The 26,176-nt window shown below is 61.3% G+C and carries 24 protein-coding genes; 14 read left to right on the forward strand and 10 right to left on the reverse strand.

Annotation, left to right across the window (positions count from 1 at the left end):
- Positions 1–83 precede the first annotated feature (83 nt).
- The 5 genes from E4T66_RS07795 to htpG all read left to right on the forward strand — a co-directional run bounded on the left by E4T66_RS07795 (position 84) and on the right by htpG (position 5,757).
- Positions 84–743 (forward strand): CerR family C-terminal domain-containing protein, encoded by a 660-nt coding sequence (locus tag E4T66_RS07795; protein ID WP_136848401.1) that lies wholly within the window; start codon positions 84–86, stop codon positions 741–743.
- Positions 740–1,726, forward strand: coding sequence for an HlyD family secretion protein (locus E4T66_RS07800; RefSeq protein ID WP_136848403.1), 987 nt, complete (start codon positions 740–742; stop codon positions 1,724–1,726). Before E4T66_RS07795 ends, E4T66_RS07800 begins: the two co-directional genes overlap by 4 nt.
- Positions 1,723–2,673, forward strand: a complete 951-nt coding sequence (locus E4T66_RS07805; protein WP_136848405.1) for an ABC transporter ATP-binding protein — start codon at positions 1,723–1,725, stop codon at positions 2,671–2,673. Before E4T66_RS07800 ends, E4T66_RS07805 begins: the two co-directional genes overlap by 4 nt.
- Positions 2,670–3,806, forward strand: coding sequence for an ABC transporter permease (locus E4T66_RS07810; protein ID WP_136848407.1), 1,137 nt, complete (start codon positions 2,670–2,672; stop codon positions 3,804–3,806). Before E4T66_RS07805 ends, E4T66_RS07810 begins: the two co-directional genes overlap by 4 nt.
- Positions 3,807–3,876: 70 nt before the next feature.
- Positions 3,877–5,757 carry a molecular chaperone HtpG gene (gene htpG, locus E4T66_RS07815; protein ID WP_136848408.1) on the forward strand — a complete coding sequence of 627 codons (1,881 nt, stop codon included), beginning with the start codon at positions 3,877–3,879 and terminating at the stop codon, positions 5,755–5,757.
- Here the strand turns inward: htpG and E4T66_RS07820 are convergent.
- From E4T66_RS07820 to E4T66_RS07845, 6 genes are all read right to left on the reverse strand, one after another.
- Positions 5,744–7,411 (reverse strand): ArnT family glycosyltransferase, encoded by a 1,668-nt coding sequence (locus E4T66_RS07820; protein ID WP_136848411.1) that lies wholly within the window; start codon positions 7,409–7,411, stop codon positions 5,744–5,746. The genes htpG and E4T66_RS07820 overlap by 14 nt on opposite strands.
- 17 nt (positions 7,412–7,428) lie before the next feature.
- A complete protein-coding gene (locus E4T66_RS07825) occupies positions 7,429–7,896 on the reverse strand; it encodes a C40 family peptidase (RefSeq protein ID WP_136848412.1) in 468 nt (155 codons plus the stop codon).
- Between the two features lie 8 nt (positions 7,897–7,904).
- The gene (locus E4T66_RS07830) at positions 7,905–8,510 is read right to left on the reverse strand and encodes a glutathione S-transferase family protein (protein WP_136848421.1); all 606 of its coding nucleotides are present in this window, start codon (positions 8,508–8,510) and stop codon (positions 7,905–7,907) included.
- Positions 8,511–8,544: 34 nt separating this feature from the next.
- The gene (locus E4T66_RS07835; protein ID WP_211242815.1) at positions 8,545–9,105 is read right to left on the reverse strand and encodes a flavodoxin family protein; all 561 of its coding nucleotides are present in this window, start codon (positions 9,103–9,105) and stop codon (positions 8,545–8,547) included.
- Between the two features lie 62 nt (positions 9,106–9,167).
- Positions 9,168–10,124 (reverse strand): thioredoxin-disulfide reductase, encoded by a 957-nt coding sequence (gene trxB, locus E4T66_RS07840; protein ID WP_136848425.1) that lies wholly within the window; start codon positions 10,122–10,124, stop codon positions 9,168–9,170.
- Positions 10,125–10,218: 94 nt separating this feature from the next.
- The gene (locus E4T66_RS07845) at positions 10,219–10,815 is read right to left on the reverse strand and encodes a peroxiredoxin (protein ID WP_136848427.1); all 597 of its coding nucleotides are present in this window, start codon (positions 10,813–10,815) and stop codon (positions 10,219–10,221) included.
- A gap of 239 nt (positions 10,816–11,054) precedes the next feature.
- Here E4T66_RS07845 and phoB point away from each other — a divergent pair, with 239 nt between their 5' ends.
- Positions 11,055–11,747, forward strand: coding sequence for a phosphate regulon transcriptional regulator PhoB (phoB, locus tag E4T66_RS07850; protein WP_169577555.1), 693 nt, complete (start codon positions 11,055–11,057; stop codon positions 11,745–11,747).
- Positions 11,748–11,751: 4 nt separating this feature from the next.
- Positions 11,752–13,185 carry a phosphate regulon sensor histidine kinase PhoR gene (phoR, locus tag E4T66_RS07855; protein ID WP_136848429.1) on the forward strand — a complete coding sequence of 478 codons (1,434 nt, stop codon included), beginning with the start codon at positions 11,752–11,754 and terminating at the stop codon, positions 13,183–13,185.
- A 136-nt stretch (positions 13,186–13,321) separates the two neighbouring features.
- Here the strand turns inward: phoR and pstB are convergent, their stop codons facing one another.
- The 4 genes from pstB to pstS form a co-directional block, all read right to left on the reverse strand.
- On the reverse strand, positions 13,322–14,143 hold the full coding sequence (pstB, locus tag E4T66_RS07860) for a phosphate ABC transporter ATP-binding protein PstB (RefSeq protein WP_136848431.1): 822 nt from the start codon (positions 14,141–14,143) through the stop codon (positions 13,322–13,324).
- Between the two features lie 29 nt (positions 14,144–14,172).
- Positions 14,173–14,973 (reverse strand): phosphate ABC transporter permease PstA, encoded by an 801-nt coding sequence (gene pstA, locus E4T66_RS07865; RefSeq protein ID WP_136848690.1) that lies wholly within the window; start codon positions 14,971–14,973, stop codon positions 14,173–14,175.
- Between the two features lie 58 nt (positions 14,974–15,031).
- Positions 15,032–15,964, reverse strand: coding sequence for a phosphate ABC transporter permease subunit PstC (gene pstC, locus E4T66_RS07870; protein WP_136848691.1), 933 nt, complete (start codon positions 15,962–15,964; stop codon positions 15,032–15,034).
- 156 nt (positions 15,965–16,120) lie between these two features.
- Positions 16,121–17,167 carry a phosphate ABC transporter substrate-binding protein PstS gene (gene pstS / locus E4T66_RS07875; RefSeq protein ID WP_136848433.1) on the reverse strand — a complete coding sequence of 349 codons (1,047 nt, stop codon included), beginning with the start codon at positions 17,165–17,167 and terminating at the stop codon, positions 16,121–16,123.
- Between the two features lie 269 nt (positions 17,168–17,436).
- Here pstS and phoU point away from each other — a divergent pair, with 269 nt between their 5' ends.
- The 7 genes from phoU (at position 17,437) to tsaB (ending at position 26,104) form a co-directional block, all read left to right on the forward strand.
- The gene (gene phoU, locus E4T66_RS07880) at positions 17,437–18,150 is read left to right on the forward strand and encodes a phosphate signaling complex protein PhoU (RefSeq protein ID WP_136848435.1); all 714 of its coding nucleotides are present in this window, start codon (positions 17,437–17,439) and stop codon (positions 18,148–18,150) included.
- Positions 18,151–18,277: 127 nt separating this feature from the next.
- Positions 18,278–19,030 carry a DUF2057 family protein gene (locus E4T66_RS07885; RefSeq protein WP_248679565.1) on the forward strand — a complete coding sequence of 251 codons (753 nt, stop codon included), beginning with the start codon at positions 18,278–18,280 and terminating at the stop codon, positions 19,028–19,030.
- 300 nt (positions 19,031–19,330) lie between these two features.
- Positions 19,331–20,374 carry a porin gene (locus tag E4T66_RS07890; RefSeq protein ID WP_136848439.1) on the forward strand — a complete coding sequence of 348 codons (1,044 nt, stop codon included), beginning with the start codon at positions 19,331–19,333 and terminating at the stop codon, positions 20,372–20,374.
- Positions 20,375–20,515: 141 nt separating this feature from the next.
- Positions 20,516–22,840: a penicillin-binding protein 1B gene (gene mrcB / locus E4T66_RS07895; protein WP_136848441.1), complete on the forward strand. Its 2,325-nt coding sequence runs from the start codon at positions 20,516–20,518 to the stop codon at positions 22,838–22,840.
- Between the two features lie 74 nt (positions 22,841–22,914).
- Entirely contained in the window at positions 22,915–23,466 is a 552-nt protein-coding gene (locus E4T66_RS07900) for a tetratricopeptide repeat protein (RefSeq protein WP_169577538.1), read from the forward strand.
- Positions 23,463–25,406 carry an ATP-dependent DNA helicase gene (locus E4T66_RS07905; protein WP_136848445.1) on the forward strand — a complete coding sequence of 648 codons (1,944 nt, stop codon included), beginning with the start codon at positions 23,463–23,465 and terminating at the stop codon, positions 25,404–25,406. Before E4T66_RS07900 ends, E4T66_RS07905 begins: the two co-directional genes overlap by 4 nt.
- Positions 25,403–26,104: a tRNA (adenosine(37)-N6)-threonylcarbamoyltransferase complex dimerization subunit type 1 TsaB gene (gene tsaB / locus E4T66_RS07910; RefSeq protein ID WP_136848447.1), complete on the forward strand. Its 702-nt coding sequence runs from the start codon at positions 25,403–25,405 to the stop codon at positions 26,102–26,104. Before E4T66_RS07905 ends, tsaB begins: the two co-directional genes overlap by 4 nt.
- Positions 26,105–26,176 lie beyond the last annotated feature (72 nt).

A 26,176-nucleotide genomic window follows, 5' to 3' on the forward strand; every position in this document is an offset into this window, starting at 1 on the left:
TGCTGGGCGATTATTGAATCGTGCTTTACAGCGGATGCATTGCGGCGTACGGTAAACAAACGTTTGAATCGGTTGTTTGAATTGTGGCTGACAGTCGCGATGAAACAGATCGTTCCGGAGACGCGACAGCCGAGGCAGTCCTAGCGGCCGCCACGGAAGAGTTCGCCGCGCGCGGATTTCATCTGACGCGGGTGCGGGACATTGCGACGCGAGCCGGAGCCAACGTTGCGGCGATCAGCTACCACTTCGGAGGCAAGCAGGAACTCTATCTGGAGGTCCTGAGACGCCAGGCGAGGGCGCGGATTCGGCGCTATCCGATTCCATCGCCCGATGCAGCCACGCCTGACATTGCGCTGAGATTTGCGATCACGGCCATTCTGAGCCGGTTTCTGGCTGACGATGACAGTGCGGTCGTCCCCAAGCTGTTTGTCCGCGAACTGGGCGCTCCGACGCCCGCGCTGAGGACAATGATCGAGGATGTGATTCGGCCGCAGTTTTCTGCGCTCAGTGCGATCGTTGCGCAACTGCTCGGCCCCGACGCTGGTCCGGAGCTGGTTCAACGCTCAGCATTCAGCATCGTCAGTCAGTGCATCTTCTATTTGTTCGCACGCCCGATCGTCGAAGTGTTGTCTCCGCAGACCCTGGATGGCGATGCGGTGGAACGCTTGGCGTTGCACATCGCCCGATTTTCCCTCGGGGGTCTGGGTGCGCTGCGACAGCAGCTTGAGGAGAAAGACGCATGAGTTCTGATTCGAAGCGGTCGCAGTCTCAGGTCTTGATGTCGATCATTAGTCTGGTAATGACGGCCATTGCTGTCAGTGCCTGCTCGGCCGATGTTTCGCCGAGCGTTCAGGGATATGTCGAGGGTGAGTCACTGCGCATGGGGCCTGGTCGTGCCGGCCGGCTGGATGCGATTGATGTCACGCGCGGGACGGAGGTCGCAGCAGGGCAGCGCCTGTTCGCAGTCGACGCCGCTTCCGAGCAGGCTGCGTTACAGCAGGCCGAGGCGAATCTGTCAGCGGCAAAGGCGCGGTTGCAGGATCTGAGCAAAGGCAAACGCGAGTCGGAGGTGGCAACGATTCGCGAGCAGCTGGCGCAGGCCACGGCGCAATTACAGCTCAGTACTCTTCAGTTGCGTCGGATCGAGACTTTGTTCCAGCGCGATGCGGTTAGCGCCGACGAGCGTGATCAAGCGCGAGCGCAGAAGGAGCGGGACGGTGCGAGGGTGCGCGAGCTGCAGGCGACGATCCTGACTGCCGAGCTGGCCGGGCGCGAAGACGCTCTGCAGGCGGCCGCTGACGAGGTGCGGGTTGCGGCTGCGGCGGTCGAGCAGGCGCAGTGGAATCTGGATCAGAAGTCCGTCTCCGCGCCGGCGGCCGGAGTCATTGAGGATGTGTATTACCGTGTTGGCGAGTGGGTCGGCGCGGGCGCGCCGGTTGTTGCCGTCCTGCCCCCACAAAACAGGATCCTGCGCTTCTTTGTCGATGAGCGCCGTCTCGGCGCGTTGAAGATCGGACAGCAGGTCAAGGTTCACTGTGATGGCTGCGGCGACGCCGTGACGGCGACAATTCAATTCATCGCATCCTCTGCTGAATTCACGCCTCCGGTGATCTACTCGCGCGAGCAGCGTGCGCGTCTGGTTTTCCGGGTTGAAGCCACGCCGACGGCGGACGCCGCAACGCGCCTGCATCCGGGGCAGCCAGTCGACATCGAGTTGGGCGTGTGAGTACTGCCAATGACAGCTGGGCGATTGAGGTCAAAGGGCTGAGCAAGTCGTTTGGCGCCAAGCGCGTCGTTGATCAGCTGGATCTGCAGGTGCGTCGCGGCGAAATATTTGGTTTTCTCGGACCCAACGGTAGCGGAAAGACCACCTCGATCCGCATGCTCTGCGGGCTGCTGACGCCGGATGCCGGAAGGGGGCAGTGCCTGGGCTACGACATCCTCAGCGACAGCGCGCGGATCAAGCGTGAAGTTGGCTACATGACACAGCGGTTCAGTTTCTACGAGGATCTTTCGATCCGAGAGAATCTGGAGTTCGTGGCGGCGGTTTACCGGATGCCGAGGCAACGTACGGTGGTCGACGAAGCATTGCGTGAGCTCGGTTTGTCGGATCGACAAAAACAACTCGCCGGCTCGCTGTCTGGTGGCTGGAAACAGCGTATGGCGCTGGCGGCCTGCCTGCTGCACCGACCCAAACTCCTGCTGCTGGACGAGCCGACGGCGGGCGTCGATCCCAGCGCGCGTCGGGATTTCTGGGCGGAAATTCATCGCCTGGCAGCGTCGGGGATTACCGTTCTGGTTTCGACGCATTACATGGATGAAGCCGAGCGTTGCCACCGCCTTGCCTATCTGGCGTACGGCAAACTGCTGGCGCAGGGTTCGCCGACGGAACTGGTTACCACCTCCGGGCTTTCAACCTGGACTGTTATCGGGGGAGATATCGATCGCCTGCAACACGAGTTGCTGCAGCTGTCTGCGTCAGAACAGGTTGTGCCTTTCGGCAATAGCCTGCACGTCAGCAGCGCTGACGGCGCGGAGCTCGAGCGGCAGCTGCAAAGCTATTTCGAGCGCCCCGATCTGCGCTGGACGCGCGACCAGGTGCGCTTGGAGGACGTCTTCATCCATCTGATGCGCGGTGCGGCGGACAACTACGCGGAGGGGGCGGCGCGATGATCGGACGGTTCTCGTTTGCGCGCTTGGGCGCGATGGTGCGCAAGGAGTTCATTCAGGTCCGTCGGGATCGACTGACTTTCGCGATGATGATCGGGATCCCGGTGGTACAGCTGGCGCTGTTTGGATTTGCGATCAATTCCGACCCCAAGCATCTGCCGACGGCAGTCGTGGTCGAGGATCACAGTGCGTTTTCACGCAGCCTGCTCGCATCGATGCAAGCGTCGGACTATTTCGATCTGGTTGAGACACACGCCAGAATCGATGCAGCGCAGGGGATGTTACGGGATGGAGATGTGCAGTTTCTGTTGACGATCCCCACCGACTTCGCGCGGACGCTGGTGCGTGGCGAGCGGCCTGCCTTGCTGCTTGAGGCGGATGCCTCCGATCCGGCAGCTACCAGCAACGCCCTGGCGGTGCTGGATCCGCTGGTGCGCTCGGCGATGACCGCGGAGCTGCGCGGTCCGCTGGCCTCTCTGGCTACGGCATCCGCGCCCTTCGAGTGGAATGTCCATCGCCTCTACAATCCGGAAGGCATCACGCAGTACAACATCGTGCCCGGGCTGATGGGCGTGATCCTGACGATGACGATGATCATCATGACGGCGTTGGGGGTGACCCGCGAAATTGAGCGCGGTACGATGGAGAATCTGCTGGCGATGCCGGTTCGGCCGCTGGAAGTGTTGATCGGCAAGATCTTGCCGTATGTCCTGGTGGGTTACGTCCAGGTGCTGGTCATTCTGTTGGCATCACACTACGTTTTTGCGGTGCCGATTGTCGGCAGTCTGGCCTGGCTGGTGATCTGCGTTCTGGTTTTCATCGTTGCCAATCTGACCGTCGGCATCACGTTTTCCAGCATCGCGCGCAATCAGACCCAGGCGATGCAGATGGGCTTTTTCTTCTTCTTGCCGACGATTCTTCTGTCGGGCTTCATGTTTCCGTTTCGCGGTATGCCGCACTGGGCGCAGATGCTCGGTGAGATTCTGCCGTTGACGCACTTCTTGCGTCTGGTGCGCGGCATCATGCTCAAGGGCTACGGGGTTGCGGAGAGCTGGCCCAATCTGTGGCCGCTGATGGTGTTTACCGCAGTGGTACTGGCGATCGGCTTGAAGCGCTACCGACAGACGCTGGACTGAGCAGACCCTTGAAAAGACGATCGTTCGCCCACACAAGACGGCGCACTGAATCAATTTCTGAGGGGATTGCATGACCACCGAGACCGGCAAGGAAACCCGCGAGTTTCAGACTGAAGTGCGGCAGCTGCTGCACCTGATGATTCACTCGCTGTATTCGAATCGCGAAATCTTCCTGCGCGAGCTGATCTCCAATGCCTCGGATGCCTGTGACAAGCTGCGCTTTCTGGCGATCGAGGATCCACAGCTGTTGGGCGCCGATGAACTGGCAATCGAGCTGATTCCGGACCCTGCAAGCGGCACCTTGACGGTGCGCGACAACGGCATCGGCATGTCGCGCGAGGAAGTCATCGACAATCTGGGTACGATTGCACGTTCCGGCACCAAGCGTTTCATGGAGTCGATGTCCGGTGACCAGAAGCAGGATGCCCAGTTGATCGGACAGTTCGGCGTCGGCTTCTACTCAGCGTTCATCGTCGCCGACAAGGTCAGCGTCGTCACCCGGCGTGCAGGAAGCGACGAGGCCGTTCGTTGGGAGTCTGCTGGCGAAGGTGAATTCAGTATCGAGGCTGCGGACAAGGCGGAGCGTGGCACTGAGATCATCCTGCACCTGCGTGACGACGCCCGCGAATTTCTCGAGGACTATCGGCTGGGCAATATCGTCCGGCGCTATTCCGATCACATCGGTCTGCCTGTCCGCCTGAAGAAGGAGCAGGGCGAGCCGGAAACCCTGAATCAGGCTCGTGCGTTCTGGACCCGGTCGAAGAGTGAACTGGGCGACGACGACTACCGCCAGTTCTACCAGCATCTGACCCACGATACCGACGCGCCGCTGGCCTGGGCGCACCACAAGGTCGAAGGCACGCTGGAGTACATTTCGCTGCTGTACATCCCCGAGCGTGCGCCGTTCGATCTGTGGGATCGCGAGCATGCACGTGGCGTGCAGCTTTACATCAAGCGCGTGTTCGTCATGGACAAGGCGGCGGAGCTGTTGCCGTCGTATCTGCGATTTGTTCGCGGCCTGGTGGATACCGCCGATTTGCCGCTGAACGTCTCTCGCGAGATTCTTCAGGGCAATCGCACGACTGACAAGATTCGCGCGGCATTGGTCAAGCGCGTGCTCGACATGCTTGAAGACATGGCTGAGAAGCGGCCGGACGACTACGCACGGTTCTGGTCTGTATTTGGTGCGGTGCTGAAGGAAGGTCTGGTCGAGGATGCCAGTAATCAGGCCCGCATCGCCAAGCTATGTCGTTTCTATTCCACTACCGAGACTACCGCGCAGTCGGTGAGTCTGACTGCCTATCTGGAGCGTATGGCGGAAGGGCAGGAAAAGATCTACTACCACACCGCCGAAACCCTGGCCGCAGCCAAGAGCAGTCCCCATCTGGAGGGCTTCATCGCACGGGGATATGAGGTGCTGCTGCTGACCGATCGCATCGACGAATGGGTTGTAGCGCATCTGACTGAGTTTGAGGGCAAGCCGCTGGAGTCGGTGGCACGGGCTTCAAAGGATCTTGAGAGCAAGATCGAGACCCCAGACAAGGCACGATTGGAAGGCGAGTATAAGGACACCCTGGAGCGTATTCAGAGAGTGCTCGGGGTCCGTGTCGAGTCCGTGCGCCTGTCATCGCGTCTGACCGAGTCGCCATCCTGCCTTGTCGCGGGGGAGCATGGCTTGTCTCGCCGCCTTGAGGAGATGCTGCGGCGTGCGGGTGAGAATGTGCCGGGCTCACAGCCGATTCTCGAACTCAATGGTGAGCACCCGCTGGTACAGCGACTGAAGCAGACTTCTGACGATGCGGTATTTGCAGATCTGGTGGAGTTGCTGTTCGGGCAGGCAGTGTTGGCCGAGGGCGGTCAGCTTGAAGATCCGGCAGGCTTCGTGAAGCGCCTGAATACCCTGGTGCTGCGCGGCGCTGCGAGTGAAGAAAGTCGCATCATCGTGGGTTGATTATTGCGGGCGCGGATGGCTCAGCGCGGCGGCGGAACAGACCAAAGGCGTCGCTGCGCCCATCCGGATAGGGGACGACGCCCACCTGTTCCCAATCTGCTAATGAAACCTGTGGGAAGGGCGCGACGACGTACAACGTTGGTTTTTGATCGTGTTGCTGTTCAAGTGCGCCGCTGCGAACTTCGAGGCCCGCGTGCAGGTGGTGGCCGTTCTGCCAGCGTTGCGGGTCATCATCAGAGTAAAACAGCGCGAAGATGTACGGCTGGTAGTAGATGCCCTGTGTCAGCAGAACCACGGTTTCGTCGGCGCGGCGTAGCTGTTCTGACTGCGCCAACGCTTCGCGGTATCCGTACTGCAGCCATCCTGCGGAAACTTGTGGATAGAAGTGGCGTGCATAGCTGAAGTAGCGCTGTGCGTGCCAGAGCCCCAGCGCCATGATGAGTGCGCAGAAACCCCCGGCGGCATAGCGTCCAAGATGCCGATCGCGCAGCGTCTGCATCGTGCGCCACCCGCCTATCGCTGCGATCAGATCCAGCGAGGGGTGGACGATGATCCAGCGGCCGGTATGCGGAATGCTTTCCCACGTCAGTGCCGCAGGTATCGGGGATAGCAGCAGCCAGGCCAGCAGCAAGCGATCGAAGCGGTCCCGTTTCCACGGCATGCTGATCAGGCCCAGTGCCAGTAATGGTGCGGCATGCAGGCCGAGCACTCCGAAGGCCGGTGTTCCATAGATCAGGTGATCACCCCCCGAGAGAAACAGGTATCTCGGGTTGAGATAAGACAGGTAATGCAGCAACACCATCAGATTGCGCGTGAGCAGAGGATGCTCCTGTGCTTCAATCCCACCGAGGGATGCCAGCAATGTTGCCGCCTTGCGCCAGGACCAGCTGTACTGTTGCGCGAAGGGTGAGGTGTAGACGTTCAGGTAGTCAACTCGCCCGAGGAAATCGTCGATCGTCAGCAGGTAGTAAACGAACGGCACCGCGCTCAATCCGGCAATAGCGCAGAACATCGTCATGCGTGACCAGCCCGAGGCCATCACTTGCTCTCGATAGATCCACAGCGCGGTGAGCACGAATAACGGCACGAAAGGGCGTGCGGGTGGATAGGTATAGAACGCGACGGAGAATGTGAGTGCAGATAGCCACAGGGCGCCGCGGTGCCGGTTGTTCAGTCCGTGCAATAACAACAGGACTGACAATGTCAGCAACATCGGCAATGCGGTGAGATTGAATGCCAGATGCGAGTAATGATTCAGCCACGGTTCGATAGCCATGATGGCAACGGCGATCAGGCCGGCCCCGGCGCTGACCTGCTGCCGCAACAACAGGTAGGCCAGCACCATCGTCAAGGACATGAATAGCGCAGACGGCAGGCGGGTGGCGAACTCGCTCTTGCCGAACATGGCGGTGCTGACTGCCGCGCTGTAGATGTACAAGGGCGGCTTGTATTCACCGAATGCCTTGAAGAACAGGGGGAACGCGACTCCGTGTTCGTCGTGCCCGGTTTTGGCAATGCTGTAGGCGTTGTATCCGATCGAGGCTTCGTCACAGAAGAAGCCGAGGGTGTTGCTGCGCAGATCGGCAACTCGAAAGCCGAAGCTGAATGCGATGATGACAGCCGCCAGAGCGGGGATCAGGTATTTCCGGCGCATGTCATTTGCATATCGCCTCAGTGCAGCACGCGTACGGCTTGAACAAAATGATTTTGCCAGTACGGTAGATCCACGCCGGCGACGATGACTGCGCGGCCGCTGGCCGGTGCATGGATTGCTTCACCGTCTCCCAGGTAGAGCGCGACGTGATCCACCGGGCCGCTATTGAAGCGATAGAACAGCAGATCGCCGGGCTCCAGCGCGGTGCGATCCACCGGCGTGCCGACGCGATACTGCTCGCGCGTGCTGCGTGGCAGTTTGACTCCGGCTTGCGCATAGGCGAATTGCACCAGGCCGCTGCAGTCGAAGCCCTCCGGAGTAGTGCCGCCGTAGCGATACGGCCGTCCCACTTGGCCCAGCGCCTCCAGGACCACAGTATGTTGCAGCTGCGGGTCGGATGGTGCCGGCACGGTGGATGCACACGCAGCAATGAACAGGCAAAGCCATGCTGCCAGCGCAAAGCGAAGTGAACTGTCCGGAGTCATGCGGGGGCTTAGGTCTCGGGCGGCCGCGTCAGCTGCATGGAAGCGCGCTCGGAGAACTGCTCGTGCCACGCTTCAAGCGCTGAGTGCGATTTGCGCCAGGCGACGTAGGGCATGCGGAAGTCCAGATACGACAGTGCCACTCCGACGGTGATTTCCACCACGCTCGGAGTCTGCGTGCCGAGCATGCTCACTTCGAGATTCAGCAGTTCGAGACTGCGTTCGATCGAGGCCAGTTGCCGATCAAGATGCGGCACGTAAACGATGCTCTCGGGGCGACGTTTCTCAAAAACAGTCGCGACAGCCGCATCAATGACGCCTTCCCCGATCTGACGCAGGCGCAGTGCGGCCCAGCGGCGGCTGCCGCGCGGCAGTGCAGCGATTCCACTGAACCGGGCTTGCAGATACTCAAGTATCAGGTCCGACGATGGCAGCGCCTCGCCCCGGTCAGTAACCAAGGTAGGAATTTTCGATAGAGGATTTGCCGCAAGAAATTCCGCGGTCGGGTTGAATGGATCGATCAGGATTTCGTCGACGCGATCGGTTATGCCCAGTTCAATCAGGGCAATGCGCACTTTGCGGGAGTACGGCGAGGTCTTGCTGCAGTACAGCTGCATGAGCGGTCCTCTGAGCGCGGTAGAAGATCCCTAATCAGCCGTCGATTCGCATTCGTGCGCAGGTTTCAGCAACACGACGCCCGAGCCGACGAGCAGTTTCAAGGTCCGATGCCGGCGGATTGTCAGGGCCGACCGGCGTGTCACGCGATTCTGTCATGACCCCGAGATAGCTGCCTGAGCGATTGAGCCCGGTGTCCGGATCGCAGGGGGTATCGTTGCCAATCCAAAGCATGCCGTGTTGAGCGGCGAATAGTGTCAGCGCGATCAGTGTCTGCAGTTTGTCGCCCGACGGTGAGCCGGAATTGGTGAAGCCGGCGGCCAGTTTGTTGCGCCAGCGCTGTTGCAGCCAGCGGCTGCCACTCGCATCCATGAACGCCTTGAAGCCGGCTGTCACGTTGCCCATGTAGGTCGGGCAGCCGAAGATCAGCGCGTCAGCGGCGTCGAGTTGTTGCCAATGACTATCGACGGCATCGACGCTGATCACGGTCGCGGTGCTGGTGCCTGCGCTGGTGACACCGTCTGCGATGGCGTTCGCAACGGCAGCGGTGTGCCCCCAGGGGCTATGGTAGACAACGACGATCTGATTCATGCGCATATGAAAACACCCTCTGGGCCGGAAGCACAGAGGGTGTTTTCACGCGGGTCGTAATGACGCAATCAGCCGTCGGCAAGTTTGTCGAGATAACGCTCGGCATCCAGGGCGGCCTGGCAGCCGGTTCCCGCCGAGGTGATGGCCTGGCGATAGACGTGATCCATCACGTCGCCGGCCGCGAACACGCCGGCCACGCTGGCGGCGGTGGCGTCACCTTCGGAACCGCTTTGAACCTTGATATAGCCGCCGGCCATGTCGAGCTGACCTTCGAAGATGCCGGTGTTGGGCGAATGACCAATGGCGATGAACACGCCCTTGAGGTCTACGTCGCGTGTCTGGCCGCTCTGCACATCCTTGACGCGCATGCCGGTCACGCCGGTGGTGTCGCCCAGCACTTCATCCAGCGTGCTGTTCCAGATGATTTCGACCTTGCCTTCTTCCACGCGCTTGAACAGCTTGTCGTGAAGGATCTTCTCGCCCTTGAACTTGTCGCGACGGTGCACGACATAGACTTTATTGGCGATATTGGCCAAGTACAGCGCTTCCTCGACGGCGGTATTGCCGCCACCGATCACCGCGACATCCTGACCGCGATAGAAGAAGCCATCGCAGGTGGCGCAGGCGGAGACGCCCTTACCGCGGAAGGTCTGTTCGCTCTCCAGTCCAAGATATTTTGCACTGGCGCCGGTGCAGATGATCAGTGCGTCGCAGGTGTATTCACCCTGATCTCCCCGCAGCGTAAAAGGACGCTGCTTGAGGTTGACCTCGTGAATGTGGTCGTAGATGAACTGGGTGTCGAAACGCTCCGCATGCTTCTGCATGCGCGTCATCAGATCGGGCCCCAGCAAGCCTTCAACGTCCCCCGGCCAGTTATCGACTTCGGTGGTCGTCATCAGCTGTCCGCCGACTTCGAGGCCAGTGATCATCACAGGATTCAGGTTGGCGCGCGCGGCGTACACGGCGGCGGTATAACCAGCCGGGCCGGAGCCGAGAATCACAAGTCGGTGGTGCTGCGCAGTCATCGGTCGCTCTCAGTCGGTTCAATGCAGGGTCAATATGCGTGGGGCCGGTTTCCCGGCCCCGACGCGGTTACAGCCTTTGGGGTCGAAGCGCCGATCAGAGCTTGTCGGCGTTCTTGGCCAGGTATTCAGCCACACCTTCGGTCGAAGCCTTCATGCCGGCATCACCCTTCTTCCAGCCGGCCGGGCAGACTTCGCCGTGCTCTTCGGTGAACTGCAGTGCGTCGACCAGACGCAGCGCTTCGTCGACATTGCGGCCCAGCGGCAGGTTGTTGACGGTGGCGTGCTGCACGATGCCTGCCTTGTCGATCAGGAAGGTTGCACGGAAGGCAACGCTGTCCTGATGCTCGACGCCGAATGCGCGGGTGATTTCATGATTGACGTCGGCCACCAGCGGGAACTTGACCGGGCCGATGCCGCCATTGTTGATCGGCGTGTTGCGCCAGGCGAAGTGAGAGAAATGGCTGTCGATCGACACGCCGATAACCTGCACATTGCGGTCTTCGAATTCCTTCAGGCGATGATCGTGCGCGATGATCTCGGATGGGCAGACGAAGGTGAAGTCCAGCGGGTAGAAGAACAGCAGAACGTACTTGCCCTGGTAATCAGAGAGTTTGATGTCCTTGAAGCTGCCATCACCCATGACGGCGGTGGCCTTGAAATCGGGGGCGGGGCGGTTAACGAGAGTGCTCATTCAGTTCGTCCTTCTAGGGTGGGTGAGTCGTGGGATCAGGTCGCAGGAATGCTGTCACGACCGGTGCCGCAGTCAGTGTCGAGCGCAATCCTACGAGTTCAAATCTGATAGGTCAAAGCATTATTTTTTATCTGGTTCATAGCCTTGACCAATCGAAAAAAATCGCTGTGACGGGCTTTGTAACGGATTCTTCATCTCTTGTTCATATGCTCCGCGTGGTTTCTAATGGACTTATGCCAATGCAAGGAAAACTGATCCTCGTGGTCGAGGATGAGGCCCCCATCCGCGAGATGCTGCGCTTCGCGCTGAACCGGGCCGAATTTCGGGTGGCGGAAGCCTCCGGAGCGCAGGAGGCACGCTTGCGTGTTGCCGACGAGCGTCCTGATCTGATTCTGATGGACTGGATGATGCCGGGCATCTCCGGGGTGGAACTGACGCGCGAATTCAAGGCTCAGGCGACGACCCGGGATATTCCGATCATCATGGTGACCGCGCGCGCCGAGGAAGAAGACAAGATTCGGGGGCTCAACATCGGTTGTGACGACTATGTGTCCAAGCCGTTTTCATATCCCGAGTTGATCGCACGCATTCAGGCGGTCTTGCGCCGTGCGGTTCCCGGCGGAGAGGAAGAGCGAGTTGCGATTAACGGTCTTGAAGTCGACGCTGCAAGCCAGCGCGTCACCGCCAAAGGTCAGCCGGTGCGCCTCGGTCCGACCGAATATCGTTTGTTGCACTTCTTCGTCAGTCATCCTGAGCGTGTCTACACCCGCGAACAGGTCTTGGATCGGGTCTGGGGACAGAACGTGTATGTCGAGGAGCGCACGGTGGACGTGCATATCCGGAGGCTGCGCAAGGCACTAGAGCCGTTTGGGTATGACGCAATGATCCAGACGGTGCGCGGTTCCGGATATCGGTTCTCAGAAACCCTCTGAGGCCATGTCCAGCCGGCCTGAACTTGCACGGCCGGCCGTCGCGCCGACCGATTCGGCAACGCCGCCGAATGCGGTACAGCGACGTCCGGAATTTCGGGGCTGGACTCTGTGGCGTCGCGAATTGTTGCGACTCGCTGTCGTGGCCACAATCGGCGCTCTGGTCGGCGTCTGGTTTGACGCGCCGGTTGCCGGTGTCGCTGTCGTGCTGGTCCTGGTTCTGTTGGTCCAGATAAGGCACCTGATTCAGCTGCGGATCTGGCTGCAGCATCCGAAGCGCTATGACCTCCCTGAGCCGGGCGGGTTGTGGGGTGAAGCCTTTGACGCGCTGCTGGACTTGCAGCGCAAGAACCGGAAGAAAAAGAAAAAGCTCGCAGCGATCCTGGCGCAGTTCCAGGCGTCGACGGCGGCGCTGCCGGACGGCGCCGTTGTGCTCGGGCCGCGCGGAGAGATTTCCTGGTTCAACACTGCGGCGCGGACGCTGCTTGGGCTGCGGGTGCCGCAGGACATCGGGATTCGCGTACCCAATCTGATCCGGCATCCGATCTTCACCGACTATTTCGAGAAGGCGCACTTCGAGGGTGAGGTTGAGGTGCCGTCACCGGTTAACAACAGCAAGACCCTGCTGTTGCGGGTGATTCCCTATGGCAACAATCAGCGTCTGCTGATCGCGCGTGACGTCTCGGAACGTCAGATGCTGGAGGTGGCACGGCGCGATTTTGTCGCCAATGCCTCCCATGAGTTGCGTACGCCCCTGACGGTGCTGCGTGGTTATCTGGACATGATGGAAATGGATGCCCAGGGCAACGGTGTGTTGTCGCCGTGGGCGGCACCGTTGTCGGAGATGCGCAATCAAGCATTGCGGATGGAGTCGCTGGTCAATGACATGCTCAAGTTGGCGCGCTTGGAGGCCGGTCGTGCTCAGGCGCGCGATGAGAAGCTTGATCCGCCGGGTCTGATTCGACGCACCGTCGAAGAGGCACGCACCCTGTCCAAGGGACAGCATCGTTTCGAGGTCGAGATCGACGAGGGACTGAAGTTGACCGGCCCTGAAGCTGCGTTGCACAGCATTTTCCAGAATCTGGTCACCAACGCCGTGCGCTACACCCCGGTTGGAGGTGCGGTGCATGTGAGCTGGCGCGAAACAGCAGAAGGCGCTCGCTTTGCGGTCGAGGACACCGGCATTGGTGTTGCGCCGCAGGATATTCCGAGATTGACCGAGCGCTTCTATCGTGTCGATGTGGGTCGATCCCGCGCCAGCGGCGGGACCGGGCTGGGGTTATCGATTGTCAAACACGCATTGGATGCATTTGATGCGCAGCTGGATGTCGACAGCGAGATCGGTGTCGGTAGCACTTTTGCCTGTATGTTTCCGCCGCATCGCGTCATCCGGGATCCGGTGCCGGGTTCCACAAAGGATAGTCTGCCTACCGCGCATTGACGCTTGGTGCGTCAAAGGATCTGTTTTTTCCGCACAACCCCTGCAGGCAGCTGCGGCGGGTGACTGACGGTTCGGGGGCAGGTGAAAACAAAAAAAGACCGCCTGACGGCGGTCTCTTCGTTTGTTGCAACGGTTGTCAGCCGAAACGACCGGTAATGTAGTCCTCTGTACGGGTTTCACGTGGCTTGGTGAACAGCTGGTCGGTTGTGCCATATTCGACCAGATCCCCGAGATACATGAAGGCCGAAAAGTCCGATGCACGTGCAGCTTGCTGCATGTTATGCGTGACGATTGCGATCGTGTAATCGGTCTTCAGCTGGTAAATCAGCTCCTCGATCTTGGCCGTGGAAATCGGGTCCAATGCCGAGGTCGGTTCGTCCAGCAGCAGCACCGACGGCCGCACTGCGACCGAGCGGGCGATGCACAAACGTTGCTGCTGGCCGCCTGACAGGCCCAAGCCACTGGCGTTGAGCTTGTCCTTGACTTCATCCCACAAAGCGGTGCGCTTCAGCGCATCCTCGACGCGGTCGTTCATCTCGGACTTCGGCAGCTTTTCGTACAAGCGAATGCCGTAGGCGATATTGTCGTAGATCGACATCGGAAACGGGGTCGGCTTCTGAAACACCATGCCCACGCGTGCGCGCAGCATGTTCAGGTCGGTGCCGGGTGCCAGGATGTTTTGGCCGTCAAGCAGCACCTCGCCTTCGGCGCGCTGTCCCGGATACAGGTCATACATCCGATTGAGGATGCGCAGCAGTGTCGACTTTCCGCAGCCGGAGGGGCCGATGAATGCCGTCACGCGACGATCGAACAGCGGCAGCGAGATCGAGTTCAGCGCGCGATTTTCGCCGTAGTAGAAGTTCAGATTGCGAATCGAAATCTTCTCTGCGGGCGTCTCTACCTTCGTGTCATCGGTTATCACGGTTTTGGTCAGATCCACGTTGGGACGTTCTTGCATGGCGGATACCGTTTTGGATTCTAGATCGTTCATCGATCGGACGCTCGCTGGGCGGACAGCGCGCGCGCTGCGATATTCAGCGACAACACGGCCAGCGTGATGATCAGCGCGCCGACCCAGGCCAGGCGCTGCCAGTCTTCGTACGGCGATAGCGCGAACTGGAAGATCACGACAGGCAGGTTGGCCATCGGCGCATTCATGTCGGTGCTCCAGAACTGGTTGTTCAGCGAGGTGAACAGCAGCGGAGCGGTTTCGCCGCTGATACGGGCGATCGCCAACAGAATGCCGGTAATCAATCCGGCGCGGGCAGCGCGATAGCAGATCTGCTGAATCACCATCCAGCGAGGTGCGCCCAGAGCCGATGCGGCCTCGCGCAGGCTGTCAGGCACCAGCAGCAGCATGTCTTCAGTGGTTCGGACGACTACGGGCAACACCAGGATTGCCAGGGCGACCGAGCCGGCCCAAGCTGAGAAGTGCCCCATCGGTCGCACCATGATCTCGTACACAAACAGACCAACGACGATGGAGGGAGCAGACAGCAGCACATCGTTGATGAATCGAACGACCATGGTGAGCTTGGTATTGCGGCCGTACTCGGCCATGAAGGTGCCGGCGAGCATGCCGATCGGCGTGCCGATCAGCGTCGCGACCACGGTCTGCACGATGCTGCCGAAAATCGGATTCAGCAGTCCGCCCTCACCCCCGGGCGGCGGAGTCATCTCAGAGAACACCGCCCAGTTCAGTCCGCCGAACCCCTTGGCGAAAAGTGTCGCAAGGATCCATGCCAGGGCCAGAAGGCCCAGGGCTGCGGCTGCAAATGAGCAAACCATCGCGATTTTGTGCGAGCGCTTGCGGCGCGCGTATTGCTTGAGGACTGCCGGATTCATGTTATTTGCCTTCCGCGCGCTTCATTCGGGCCAGCAGCAATCTCGCGCCGGCCAGAACAATGAAGGTGATCACGAACAGGATCAGGCCGAGTGCGATCAATGAGGAGGTGTACAACTCGCCGTCAGCTTCGGTGAACTCGTTGGCGATGCTGGCAGAGATTGTGGTACCCGGTGCCAGCAGAGAATTGGCGATGCGATGAGCGTTGCCGATCACGAACGTCACCGCCATGGTCTCGCCCAGTGCACGACCCAAACCCAGCATGACGCCGCCGATGACGCCGGTGCGCGTGTAGGGCAGCACGATGTCGCGAACGACTTCCCAGGTTGTGCAGCCGAGGCCGTAGGCTGACTCCTTGAGCATCGGGGGAACCGTTTCGAACACGTCGCGGGTGATGGATGTGATGAACGGCAGCACCATGATGCTGAGGATCAGGGCTGCGGTCAGAATACCGATGCCGTAGGGCGGCCCGGCGAACAGATTGGACAGGACCGGAATGTCCTCGAACGCACTGATCAGCCACGGCTGCAAGGTGCGCTGGAGTAGCGGCGCGAGTACAAACAATCCCCAGATGCCATAAATGATGCTGGGGATGCCGGCGAGCAGCTCGATCGCGGTGCTGATCGGGCGCTTCAAGCGCGGCGGGCACAGCTCAGTCAGGAAAATGGCAATGCCGAGGCTCAACGGTACGCCGATCAGCATGGCAATGAAGGAGGTCACCACGGTACCGAAAATCGGAGCGGCTGCGCCGAATTTTTCGGTGACCGGATTCCAGGATTCGGTGTAGATGAATGAAAATCCGTAGGCGCGCAGCGCCGGGATTGAGCCGTCGACCAGGGCCACGATAACGCCGCCAAGCATGACCAGTACGGTGATTGCGGCGATGCGGGTCAATACCTTGACCACGCCGTCCAGCATTTGATTGCGTCTCAACATCGGGAGCGCACTGGCGCTGGGTGAAAGACCGCTGTCGACTGCGTTCAAGACTAACCTCTGCGTTCTGGCAGTACCGGGGCAGAATCCTGCCCGGTGTTCAGACGGAAGGGAAGCGGGCCGATGGCCCGCTTCCCTTTGCCTCAGCGTAAAACAGACTTACTTCCAGATCGAGGCGCCAGAAGCGTCCTTGATCTCACCCCATGTCTTCTCAACCATCTCGACCACCGCAGCCGGCATCGGCACGTAGTCGAGTTCCAGCGCCATGTCGCCACCGTTCTTGTAGGCCCAGTCGAAGAACTTGAGGGCCGACTTGACGTCATCAGCGTTCTGCGGCTTGGCATAGACCAGAATGAAAGTCGCGGCGGTGATCGGCCAGCTGTCAGCGCCTGGCTGGTTGGCGAGGATCACGCCATAGCCCGGAACCGACGACCAGTCGGCATTCGCTGCCGCAGCCTGGAATGTCGAACCGTCCGGCGAAACCGTCTTGCCGTCCTTGTTCAGCATCTTGGCGTAGGACATCTTGTTCTGCTTGGCATAGGCATACTCGACGTAGCCGATCGCACCATTGGTCTGCGAGACCATGTTGGCGACGCCTTCGTTGCCCTTGCCGCCGATACCGACCGGCCATTCAACCGACTTGTCGACACCGACGTTGACGCGCCAGTTGTTGCTGACCGCACCCAGGTAATAGGTGAAGTTGTAGGTGGTGCCTGAGCCGTCCGAGCGATGCACCACCGCAATGGCGGTCTTCGGCAGCGTCAATCCGGGGTTCAGCGCGGCAATTGCCTTGTCGTTCCACTTCGAGATCTTGCCGTAGAAGATGTCGGCCAGAGTCGGGCCGTCGAGGACGAGCTGTCCGGCTTCAATGCCCTTGACGTTGATTACCGGCACGACGCCGCCCATGACCATCGGGAACTGGATCAACCCGGTTTCCGTGAGCTCGCTGCCGCTCAGCGGTGCATCGGTGGCACCGAAAGTCACCGTCTTGGCCTTGATCTGCTTGATGCCGCCGCCAGAGCCGATCGACTGATAGTTCAGTCCGATATTGGTCTCCTTCTTATACGCGTCGGCCCATTTGGCATAGATGGGGTAGGGAAAGGTAGCGCCCGCGCCTGAAATGTCAGCGGCGAAAGCGTTGCATGCGACGACAGCGCCGGCGACAGCCAGCGATGCACGTGCAATAGACTTGCGAAACAGGGTCACGAGTGTCTCCTCAGTGGGACTGAAAATTCGACGCGAGGTTAGCCGCGTTACTTTGCAGTTTCGTTGCAGTCGTGCAATTGCCGATTCCAGCCGTCTGCCCGGAATGTCATCAAATTGTCACAATGGCTTCATCTGCGGGTCATCGTGCCGGCGCACAGTGATACGTCGGGGCGCGATGGGGTCGAGCGCGCCAGCTAGGAAATTCGCCGGCCCGATGTCATAGTTTTGAGTCAGTTGGCCATCTCATTATTAAGGATAAAGCTCCATCCATGGAAACCTCGAATCTGCGCCAGCATATCTCGACCCAGTTCAATGCAGAACTGGAGGACGTCCGTCAGCGCGTCATGGCGATGGGGGGGCTGGTCGAGCAACAGATCATCGATGCGACTGAAGCTCTGTCGATGATGGATGCCGATATGGCGGATCGTGTCGCAGCAGCTGATTTTCGTATCAATCAGCTGGAAGTGGCGATCGATGAGGAGTGCTCATTGATCCTGGCGCGGCGTCAGCCCGCCGCCGGCGATCTGAGGCTGGTCTATGCGGTCATCAAGACGATTACGGATCTCGAGCGGATCGGCGACGAGGCGGCCAAGATCGCACGCATGGCGCATGACCTGTCCGCCCATGAGCGCCTGACTGAGAGGGTATTCGAGGTCACGCATCTGTCACGGCAGGTGTCCGGCATGGTCCATGGTGCGCTCGACGCATTTGCGCGGATGGATGTCGACGCCGCCCTTGCGGTCGCGCGCCAGGATCGCGAAGTCGATCGCGAGTACGAGGCGCTGATGCGTCAGTGCATCACATTCATGATGGAAGATCCGCGCACGATTCGCCGGGTCATCGACATTCTTTGGTGCGTGCGTGCGCTCGAGCGGATTGGCGACCACGCGAAGAACATCTCGGAGTACGTCATTTATCTGGTGAAGGGAAAAGACGTGCGCCACCTGTCAATCGAGTCGATGGAAAGCGAACTCAAGCGCTGATTCCGGAGACAGGAGCGCCGTACCGGGTTGGATGCTGGGCGGAAATCAGCAGCCATTGACGCTGGGGGCGGGAATGCTCCATACACGAGGAAATTGAATGTCACGCCAGTGGGTTCGAGTGCTGCTGATGGCCGTTTTGGCGTCTCAGATCGTGGCTTGTGCTCAGAGCCAAGTCCGCCTGTATGACGGACCGGAGCGGACAGTCGCTGAAATCGCCACCGTGACATTGCCGGAGGCCCTTGAGGTCGAGAAGATCAATGGGGCCCAGGTCCGTGGCGCCAGCGGCATGTTGCGCAAGGGCGATGTTGACCTGCAGCTTGTGCCTGGACGTTACGAGCTGCTGGTCTATTACAAGGAAATCTGGAACCTGGGCGGAAGCGACGATGCCTTGCGCTCCGATCCGGCGCGCTTCGTGCTCGATGCTCAGGCTGGCCATCACTATCGAATCGAGTACGCCCACCCGGCGGACTATGAGGCGGCAAAGAAGCTGACAGCGAGTTTCTCCGGCTGGGTCGACGACACAACGACCGGTCAGCGGGTCATGTCGCAGGATAGCGGCCTTCAGTTCAAGCGTGGCCTTGCGGCGCAGTTGAGTGCTGATCACGAACTCGAGCGGGTGGCAGAGAAGACTGACGGGCAGCAGGTCGTGCAGCCGTTGCCGGTTCCGACACCCGGCTCCGTTACGGCGACCGCGCCCGTGCCAGTATCGGGGCGATTGCCTCCTGTTGATGCGTCGGCGTCGAACGCCACGTCGCCGGCGGGCTCCGAAGGAGAATGGCTGCCGGTCATGAAAAGCTGGTGGTCGCAGGCAACGCCGTCGGAACGGCGCGCGTTCCTGCTCTGGGTTGGCGAGCGGACAGACAGCCCGTCGCAGCCCTGACTTCATACTGACGATCCGGCACTCCCGCGGCCGTGCTCGTCAGGGCGCTGACGATCGAATGACGGAACGGCGTCTGTTGTGAAGGCCGTGCGCTCCATGTACTCCGCTCATTGCGGCATTGCGGTTGTTTGTCACACAACTGTCAGAAAAATGAAAAACGAGCGTCACGGCCGCTCCTGATACTGCGCGCAGATTGCAGACCGCGATACATGGGGCGCGCTGGCCGCGAAGATTCCGCAAGGTGCCCGCGTGCTGTGGTCAATACAACATACTTTCCCATCCTGATCAGGAGATGTTTGCGTGAAGAAGACTCTGCTTGCAGTCGCTGTGGGGGCGACCTTTCTGGCACCGTCGATCGCCTCGGCTGCGCCGAAGGTCTACGGCAAGTTCAACTTCGGCCTCGAAAGCACCAAAGAGGAAATCGGCAATCCGGGCGCCGATGCCGTGTGGGCACTCAACGACAACTCAAACTCTTCGCGCCTTGGTTTCAAGGGTGACGAGGAACTGGGCATCGCCGGGCTGAAGGCGTTCTATCAGCTGGAATACGGTATTGACCAGTTCCGTGACGAAGGCACTCCGTTCTCGGAGCGCAATATCTTTGCCGGCATCAAGGGCGGCTTTGGTAGCCTGCGCTTCGGTGGTTTCGATACTTCGGTCAAGGACATCGGCAGCAAGATCGACCTGTTCAACGACCAGGATCTGGCTGACTTTGCGAGCATTCTCGCCGGTGAGACCCGCAACAAGAATCTGATCCAGTACACCACGCCGAAACTGGGTGATGTGTTCGAATTCGAACTGACTGCACAGCCGGGCGAAGGTCGCACCGCAGCAACCGACAGCACCGACACCGACACCGGCGTCGCCGATACGTTCTACGCTGCCGCCAAGTTCGACCTGGGCATGGTCAAGCTGAACGCCGCCTACGCCGCCAACGAAACCACTTCGCTGAAGGCGGACAAGGGTGCGATCGGCAGCCAGGGCAAGAGCATCGACATCATGCGCGTCACCGCCCAGTTCATTCCGTTCAAGGATCTGCAGGTGGGTGCGCTGTATCAGCTGGCGACGGAAGCGGACGACGACTCGACCGCGGCCGACGAGAGCGACAACCAGGACACCAGCTTCGTGGTTTCCGCCGGCTACACGATCAACGCCTTTACGATGAAGGCTGAGTTCGGCCAGACCGAAGGCGACGTCAGCAGCGAAAAGCTGACCGAAACCGCGTTCGGTTTCGATTACAAGCTGAGCAAGTCGTTCATGACGCAGACGCACTACGTGACCATCGAGCAGGATTCGACCAGCGACAAGGACACCCAGTACGGTGTTTCGGTGATTTACAGCTTCTAATCGAAGCCTGAGCTGCAGAATTCGGAGAGCCCGGCACTGGTTGCCGGGCTCTTTTCGTTGGGGTACAGCGTACCGCTGCCTGCAATCCTTTCGTCAGGGGCAAGCCATGATGGGAGGCGATGCACTAAACTCCGCGCCCTAATGGCACGACGCAATACCAAACCCAAGGCCCGGGCAACGCCCCGCAGAAGCCGGTTCCGCTGGATCGCGCCGTTGATCGTACTGATCAGCGTTGCAATCGTGGCATTCAGTGTTTATTTGCTGGGCCTTGATCGGCAAATTCGCGAACGTTTTGCCGGCGCCCGCTGGGCGCTGCCTGCGCAGGTCTATGCTGCGCCGATGGAGCTGTACGCTGGGCTGTCGGTTGGCGAGAACGAACTGCTGCATGAGCTGGGGCGGCTCGGCTACCGGGAAGATCCACGTCTGGCGACGACCGGCAGCTACATGCCGGGGCGTGGGCGTGTCGACATCCACGTGCGCGCGTTCGACTTCTGGGACGGGCCGCAGGCGGCGATGCGTCTGTCCGTCGGGTTCAGCGGCGATACGATCAGCAGCTTGCGCAGTCTCGACGGCGAGGCGTCCCCCGCGATTGCGCGGCTGGACCCGATGCTCATCGGAAGTATTTATCCGCAGCAGGGGGAGGACCGTGTGCTGCTGCGGATTGAGGACGTGCCGCGGCTGCTGCCCAAGGGACTGGTGGCCGTCGAGGATCGTCATTTCTACAGTCACATCGGTGTCAGTCCGCGCGGAATTCTGCGCGCGATGGTTGCGAACCTGCGCGCGGGCCGGGTTGTGCAGGGCGGAAGCACCATCACCCAGCAGCTGATCAAGAACTTTTTTCTCAGCAGCCGACAGACCTGGGCGCGCAAGATCAACGAAGCGTTCATGGCGCTGTTGATCGAGCGGCACTACAGCAAGGACCAGATTCTTGAGGCGTATCTGAACGAAGTGCATCTGGGCCAGGATGGTGGCCGAGCTGTGCACGGCTTCGGCCTGGGCGCCCAGTTCTACTTCAACAAGCCGCTGTCCGAGTTGCAGCCGCAAGAGACCGCCTTGCTGGTCGGTTTGGTCAAGGGGCCGTCGTATTACAACCCTCGGCGCAATCCGCAGCGTGCCAAGGAGCGTCGCGATCTGGTGCTGGGAGTGTTTCGTGAAGAGGGTCTGATTGATGAAGCCGCGTACCAGCGTGCCCTGCTGGCGCCGCTGGGTGTCGATGCCGGCCGTACCGGCGGCGTTGAGCGTTATCCGGCCTTTGTCGATCTGGTCAAGCGCCAGCTGCGTGGCCAGTACCGCGACGAGGACCTGACTGACGAAGGTCTGCGCATTTTCACGACACTGGACCCGCGGGCTCAGGAGGCGACCGAGCGTCGCATCGTCGAGACGCTGCCGGAACTGGAGCGCGCGCGCAAGATTCCCGGAGGCACGTTGCAGGCGGCAGCTGTCGTTGTCAGTGCCGAGGGCGGCGAAGTGCTGGCGCTGGTGGGTGGCCGCGAGGTGCGTTATTCGGGTTTCAATCGTGCGCTCGATACGCAAAGGCCGATCGGTTCGCTGGTCAAACCTTTCGTCTATCTGACGGCGCTGTCGCAGCCGGATCGCTACACACTGGTCACGCCGCTGGCGGACGAGGCGATCGAACTGCGGCTGCCCAACGGCCAGATCTGGAAACCCAACAACTACGACCGCAAACTGCATGGGCCGCAGCCGTTGTACATGGCGCTGACGGAGTCAATGAACCTGCCGACGGTGCGACTGGGTCTCGACATCGGTCTCGAAACGGTGATGCGGACCCTGCATGCCGCCGGCTATTCCGGCGATGCGCCTGCGCTGCCGTCGATGCTGCTGGGCGCACTGCCGATCGCACCGCTGGAAGTGGCGCAGATGTACGCCACTCTGGCGGCGGGCGGCTTTCAGGCGCCGTTGCTGGCGATTCGGGAGGTCCAGACCAAGGAAGGTCAGCCGTTGTCGCGCTATCCGATTCAGGTGCGCCAGACCTTGGCTGATGCGCCGGTGTATCTGACGGGTTGGGCGCTGCGCCAGGTGGTGGCACGCGGGACCGGACGGGGTGTGCACGCCGCGCTGCCGGCGAATACGGTCGTGGCCGGCAAGACCGGTACCACGGATGATTATCGCGACAGCTGGTTTGCCGGATTTGGCGGCGACCGCGTTGGTGTCGTGTGGGTGGGGCGTGACGACAACCAGCCGACCGGCCTGTCCGGCTCCTCCGGAGCGTTGCCGATCTGGGCGCGCATCATGAACGACATCGGCGTGCAGAGCCTCGATCCGATCCCGCCATCCGATATCGACGAAGTGCTGGTGGACCCGGCCTCGGGTCTGCGCGCGGACGATCATTGCGCTGGCGCGGAGACGGTGCCGTTTGCTCGGGGATCGGCGCCGGAGGGCTGGGCGCCCTGCGCAGATGCGCGCCCGTTCGACCCCAGTTCCTGGTGGCGCAGCATTTTTCGATGAACGTCTGCGCGGCGGTGCCGCGAGCTCGACGCCGTGCGGATACACTAGCGCCTCCTTGAATTGACGAGATGCTGATGCTGTTGCGCAGATTGTTCATCGTGGCCGCGACGATGGCGCTGGCCGCGTGTGCGACGACCCGGGGTGACAAGCAGATCTGGCCGTATCCGGAGCCGCCGATCGTGAGCTATCCGGCGCCTGCCTCCGAAGCGCCGTCGAACTCCAATGTTGGCGTCGGCGCTCCGGTCGTGACACCGCCGCAGACAGCGGAAGCCGTGAGCGGCGAGGCAGTCACCGCGTTGATGCGGCAGGCACGCGCTGCGCTGGACGCCGGCCATCCGGATCAGGCCGCGTCCTCGCTCGAGCGCGCCATTCGCATCGAGCCGCGCAACGCCTTTGTGTGGTCGCTGCTCGGCAAGACCTATCTGGCACAGGACAACTTTGTTCAGGCCGAAAATGTCTGCAGCAAATCCAACGCGCTGGCGCGTGGCAATCCCTATGTCCAGCTCGACAACTGGCGCACGATTCGGGCGGCGCGTGCCGCGCGGGGGGATGGCGCAGGTGCCGCCGAGGCCGCACGGCAAGTCGATGCCCTGGAGCAATCGTTGTCGGCATATCCCGCTCGGTGAGCGCGCAAGACGCCGCCGAGTTGCTCAGTAGTGACGGCCCGCTGGCGCAGCGGGTCGCCGGATTCGCGCCGCGCGCCGCGCAGCAGCAGATGGCGGCTAGCGTGGCGTCGGCACTTGAAGCCAATTCCGCGCTGATCGTCGAAGCCGGCACCGGGACCGGCAAGACTTATGCATATCTGGTTCCGGCGCTGCTGTCGGGCCGGCGCACGGTGATTTCCACCGGAACCCGCACCCTGCAGGATCAGTTGTTCCATCGCGATCTGCCGCGCGTGCGCGAAGCGCTCGCAGCGCCGGTGCGGGCCGCCTTGCTGAAAGGGCGCTCGAATTATCTGTGTTTGTACCGGATGAAGCGCGCTCGGCAGCAGCCGTCATTACGCTGGGCGTTCGATCGCCTGCGCGAAGTCGAGGAATGGGCGCGGCGCTCCGATGCCGGCGAACTTTCCGAGTTGGGCGAGTTTCGTGATGACGATCCGCTGACACGGCAAATCACATCGACCGCTGAAAACTGCCTGGGCGCGCGCTGCGAGGACTTCGAGAAATGCTTTGTCGCGCGGGCGCGGCGTAATGCGCAGGCCGCCGATCTGGTGGTGATCAATCATCACCTCCTGTTTGCGGACTTCCTGCTGAAAGACAACGGCTTCGGCCAGATCCTTTCCGGTGCTGACGCCGTCATCGTCGACGAGGCGCATCAGTTGCCGGAACTGGCCGCTCAGTTTTTCGGCAAGCGCGTATCGACGCGGCAGCTGCAGGAACTGGCCCGTGATGCGCAGCTGGAAGCGCAGAACTGCGGCGATCTGGGTGATGTCATCGAGTGCGCGCAGCGCCTTTCGGCTGACGTGAGCAGGCTGGAGCGGTGCTTCGTTTCAATGCGTGGCCGCCAGACCCTGCAGCAGCTGCGCGCTGCGGGCGAAGGTGAAATATCGCTGGCCCGTGTGCGCCAGTCGCTCGATGAGATGTACACGCTGTTGCTGCCGCTGGAGGAGCGCAACGCCGAACTCGCCGCGGTGCTGGAGCGCTGCGCTCAGATACGCGACAACTGGATTCATGTGCTGGCTGACGTCGCTGCGACAGATGAGGTCGCGGCCGAGTCCGAGGAAGTGCGTTGGGTCGAGCCCTTGCAGCGCGGGGGCAGTCTCAATGCAACGCCGATCGATCTTTCGAACGGCTTTCAGCGGATGCGTGCGACCTACCCGGGTGCCTGGATTTTTACGTCGGCCACCTTGGCTGCGGCCGGGGACTTTGGTCACTTTGTGCGGGCGTTGGGCTTGGACGATGCGCAGACGCAGTGCCTCGACAGTCCGTTTGATTTTGCGCAGCAGGCTCAGCTGTATCTGCCGCGCGGCTTGCCCGACCCGAACATGCAGGGCTACGCCGAGGCTGTTGCTGACGCGGCCCGGCCGTTGATCGAAGCCGCCGGCGGCGGCGCCTTCGTCTTGTGCACCAGCCATCGTGCGCTGCGGATCATCGCCGAGCGTCTCAGGGCCGCGCTGCCGATGCAGGTGCTGGTGCAGGGTGAGGACGGCCGCTCGGCATTGCTGGATCGCTTCACCGAAGACGGCAATGCGGTGCTGGTTGGCACCAGCAGTTTCTGGGAGGGGGTCGACGTACGTGGAAGTGCGCTGCGTGTGGTGATCATTGACCGCCTGCCGTTCGCGGCGCCGGGTGACCCGGTGTTCGAGGCCAAACTTGCCGCAATCCGTGCACGTGGCGGCAAGCCGTTCTTCGAGCTGCAGCTACCGGAGGCGATCGTGGCCCTGCGTCAGGGCGTTGGCCGGCTGATTCGCGATCCGGATGATCGTGGGCTGATCATGCTGTGTGATCCGCGCCTGACCGGAAAATCCTACGGCCAGCGCGTGCTGGCGGCGTTGCCGCGGATGCCGATCGTGCGGGATGCCGCAGCTGTGCAGGACTGGCTCACGCTGCTGCGGGAGGCGGCATGAAGGTGCTCGCACTGGATACCGCGACCGAGGCGTGCTCGGTTGCGCTGTCGGTCGACGGCAACGTGCTGGGGCGGCACGAGGTGGCGGGGCGCTCGCATACTCAGCTGCTGATGCCGATGGTGCATGCGTTGATGCAGCAGGCCGGGATCGGCTTTGCGCAGCTGGACGCCATCGCTTGCGGCATCGGTCCCGGCAGTTTCGCCGGTGTGCGGATCGGCGTTGGCGTGGTCAAGGGACTGGCGCTGGCGCTGGATCGGCCAGTGATCGGCGTGTCGTCGCTGGCGGCATTGGCGAAGCCGGTGCTGGATGCGGGGCAGGCACGCGTGCTCTGTGCAATCGATGCACGCATGAACGAGGTTTACTGGGCCGCCTACGGTGCCAACGAGCGCGGAATGCCAGCCGATATCGTATCGCCGCAGGTCATCGCGCCTGACGCGGTGGAGCCGGTTGGTGGTGGTTGCTGGGCTGCGGTTGGCACCGGATGGGGCACCTACGAGACACAGCTGCGCGCGGCGTCAGCAGCGCAGCTGAGCGGCGTCGACGGCACAGCGTTGCCGGACGCGCGTGCGCTGGTGCTGATTGCGCTGGAGGAACTGCGCCGGGGGGGCGGCATGGATGCTGACGCACTGGTCCCGGCGTATCTGCGCAACAAGGTCGCGCTGACCTTGAGCGAGCAACAGGCGCTGCGTCGGGGCTGATCCAGGCGCGTTGGTTGGACACATCGCATGCGGCGCTGGAGTCCATCGGTATTTTCGGGCACACTTCGCGTC

The organism is Sinimarinibacterium arenosum (assembly GCF_005047655.1).
Lineage (GTDB): Bacteria > Pseudomonadota > Gammaproteobacteria > Nevskiales > Nevskiaceae > Solimonas.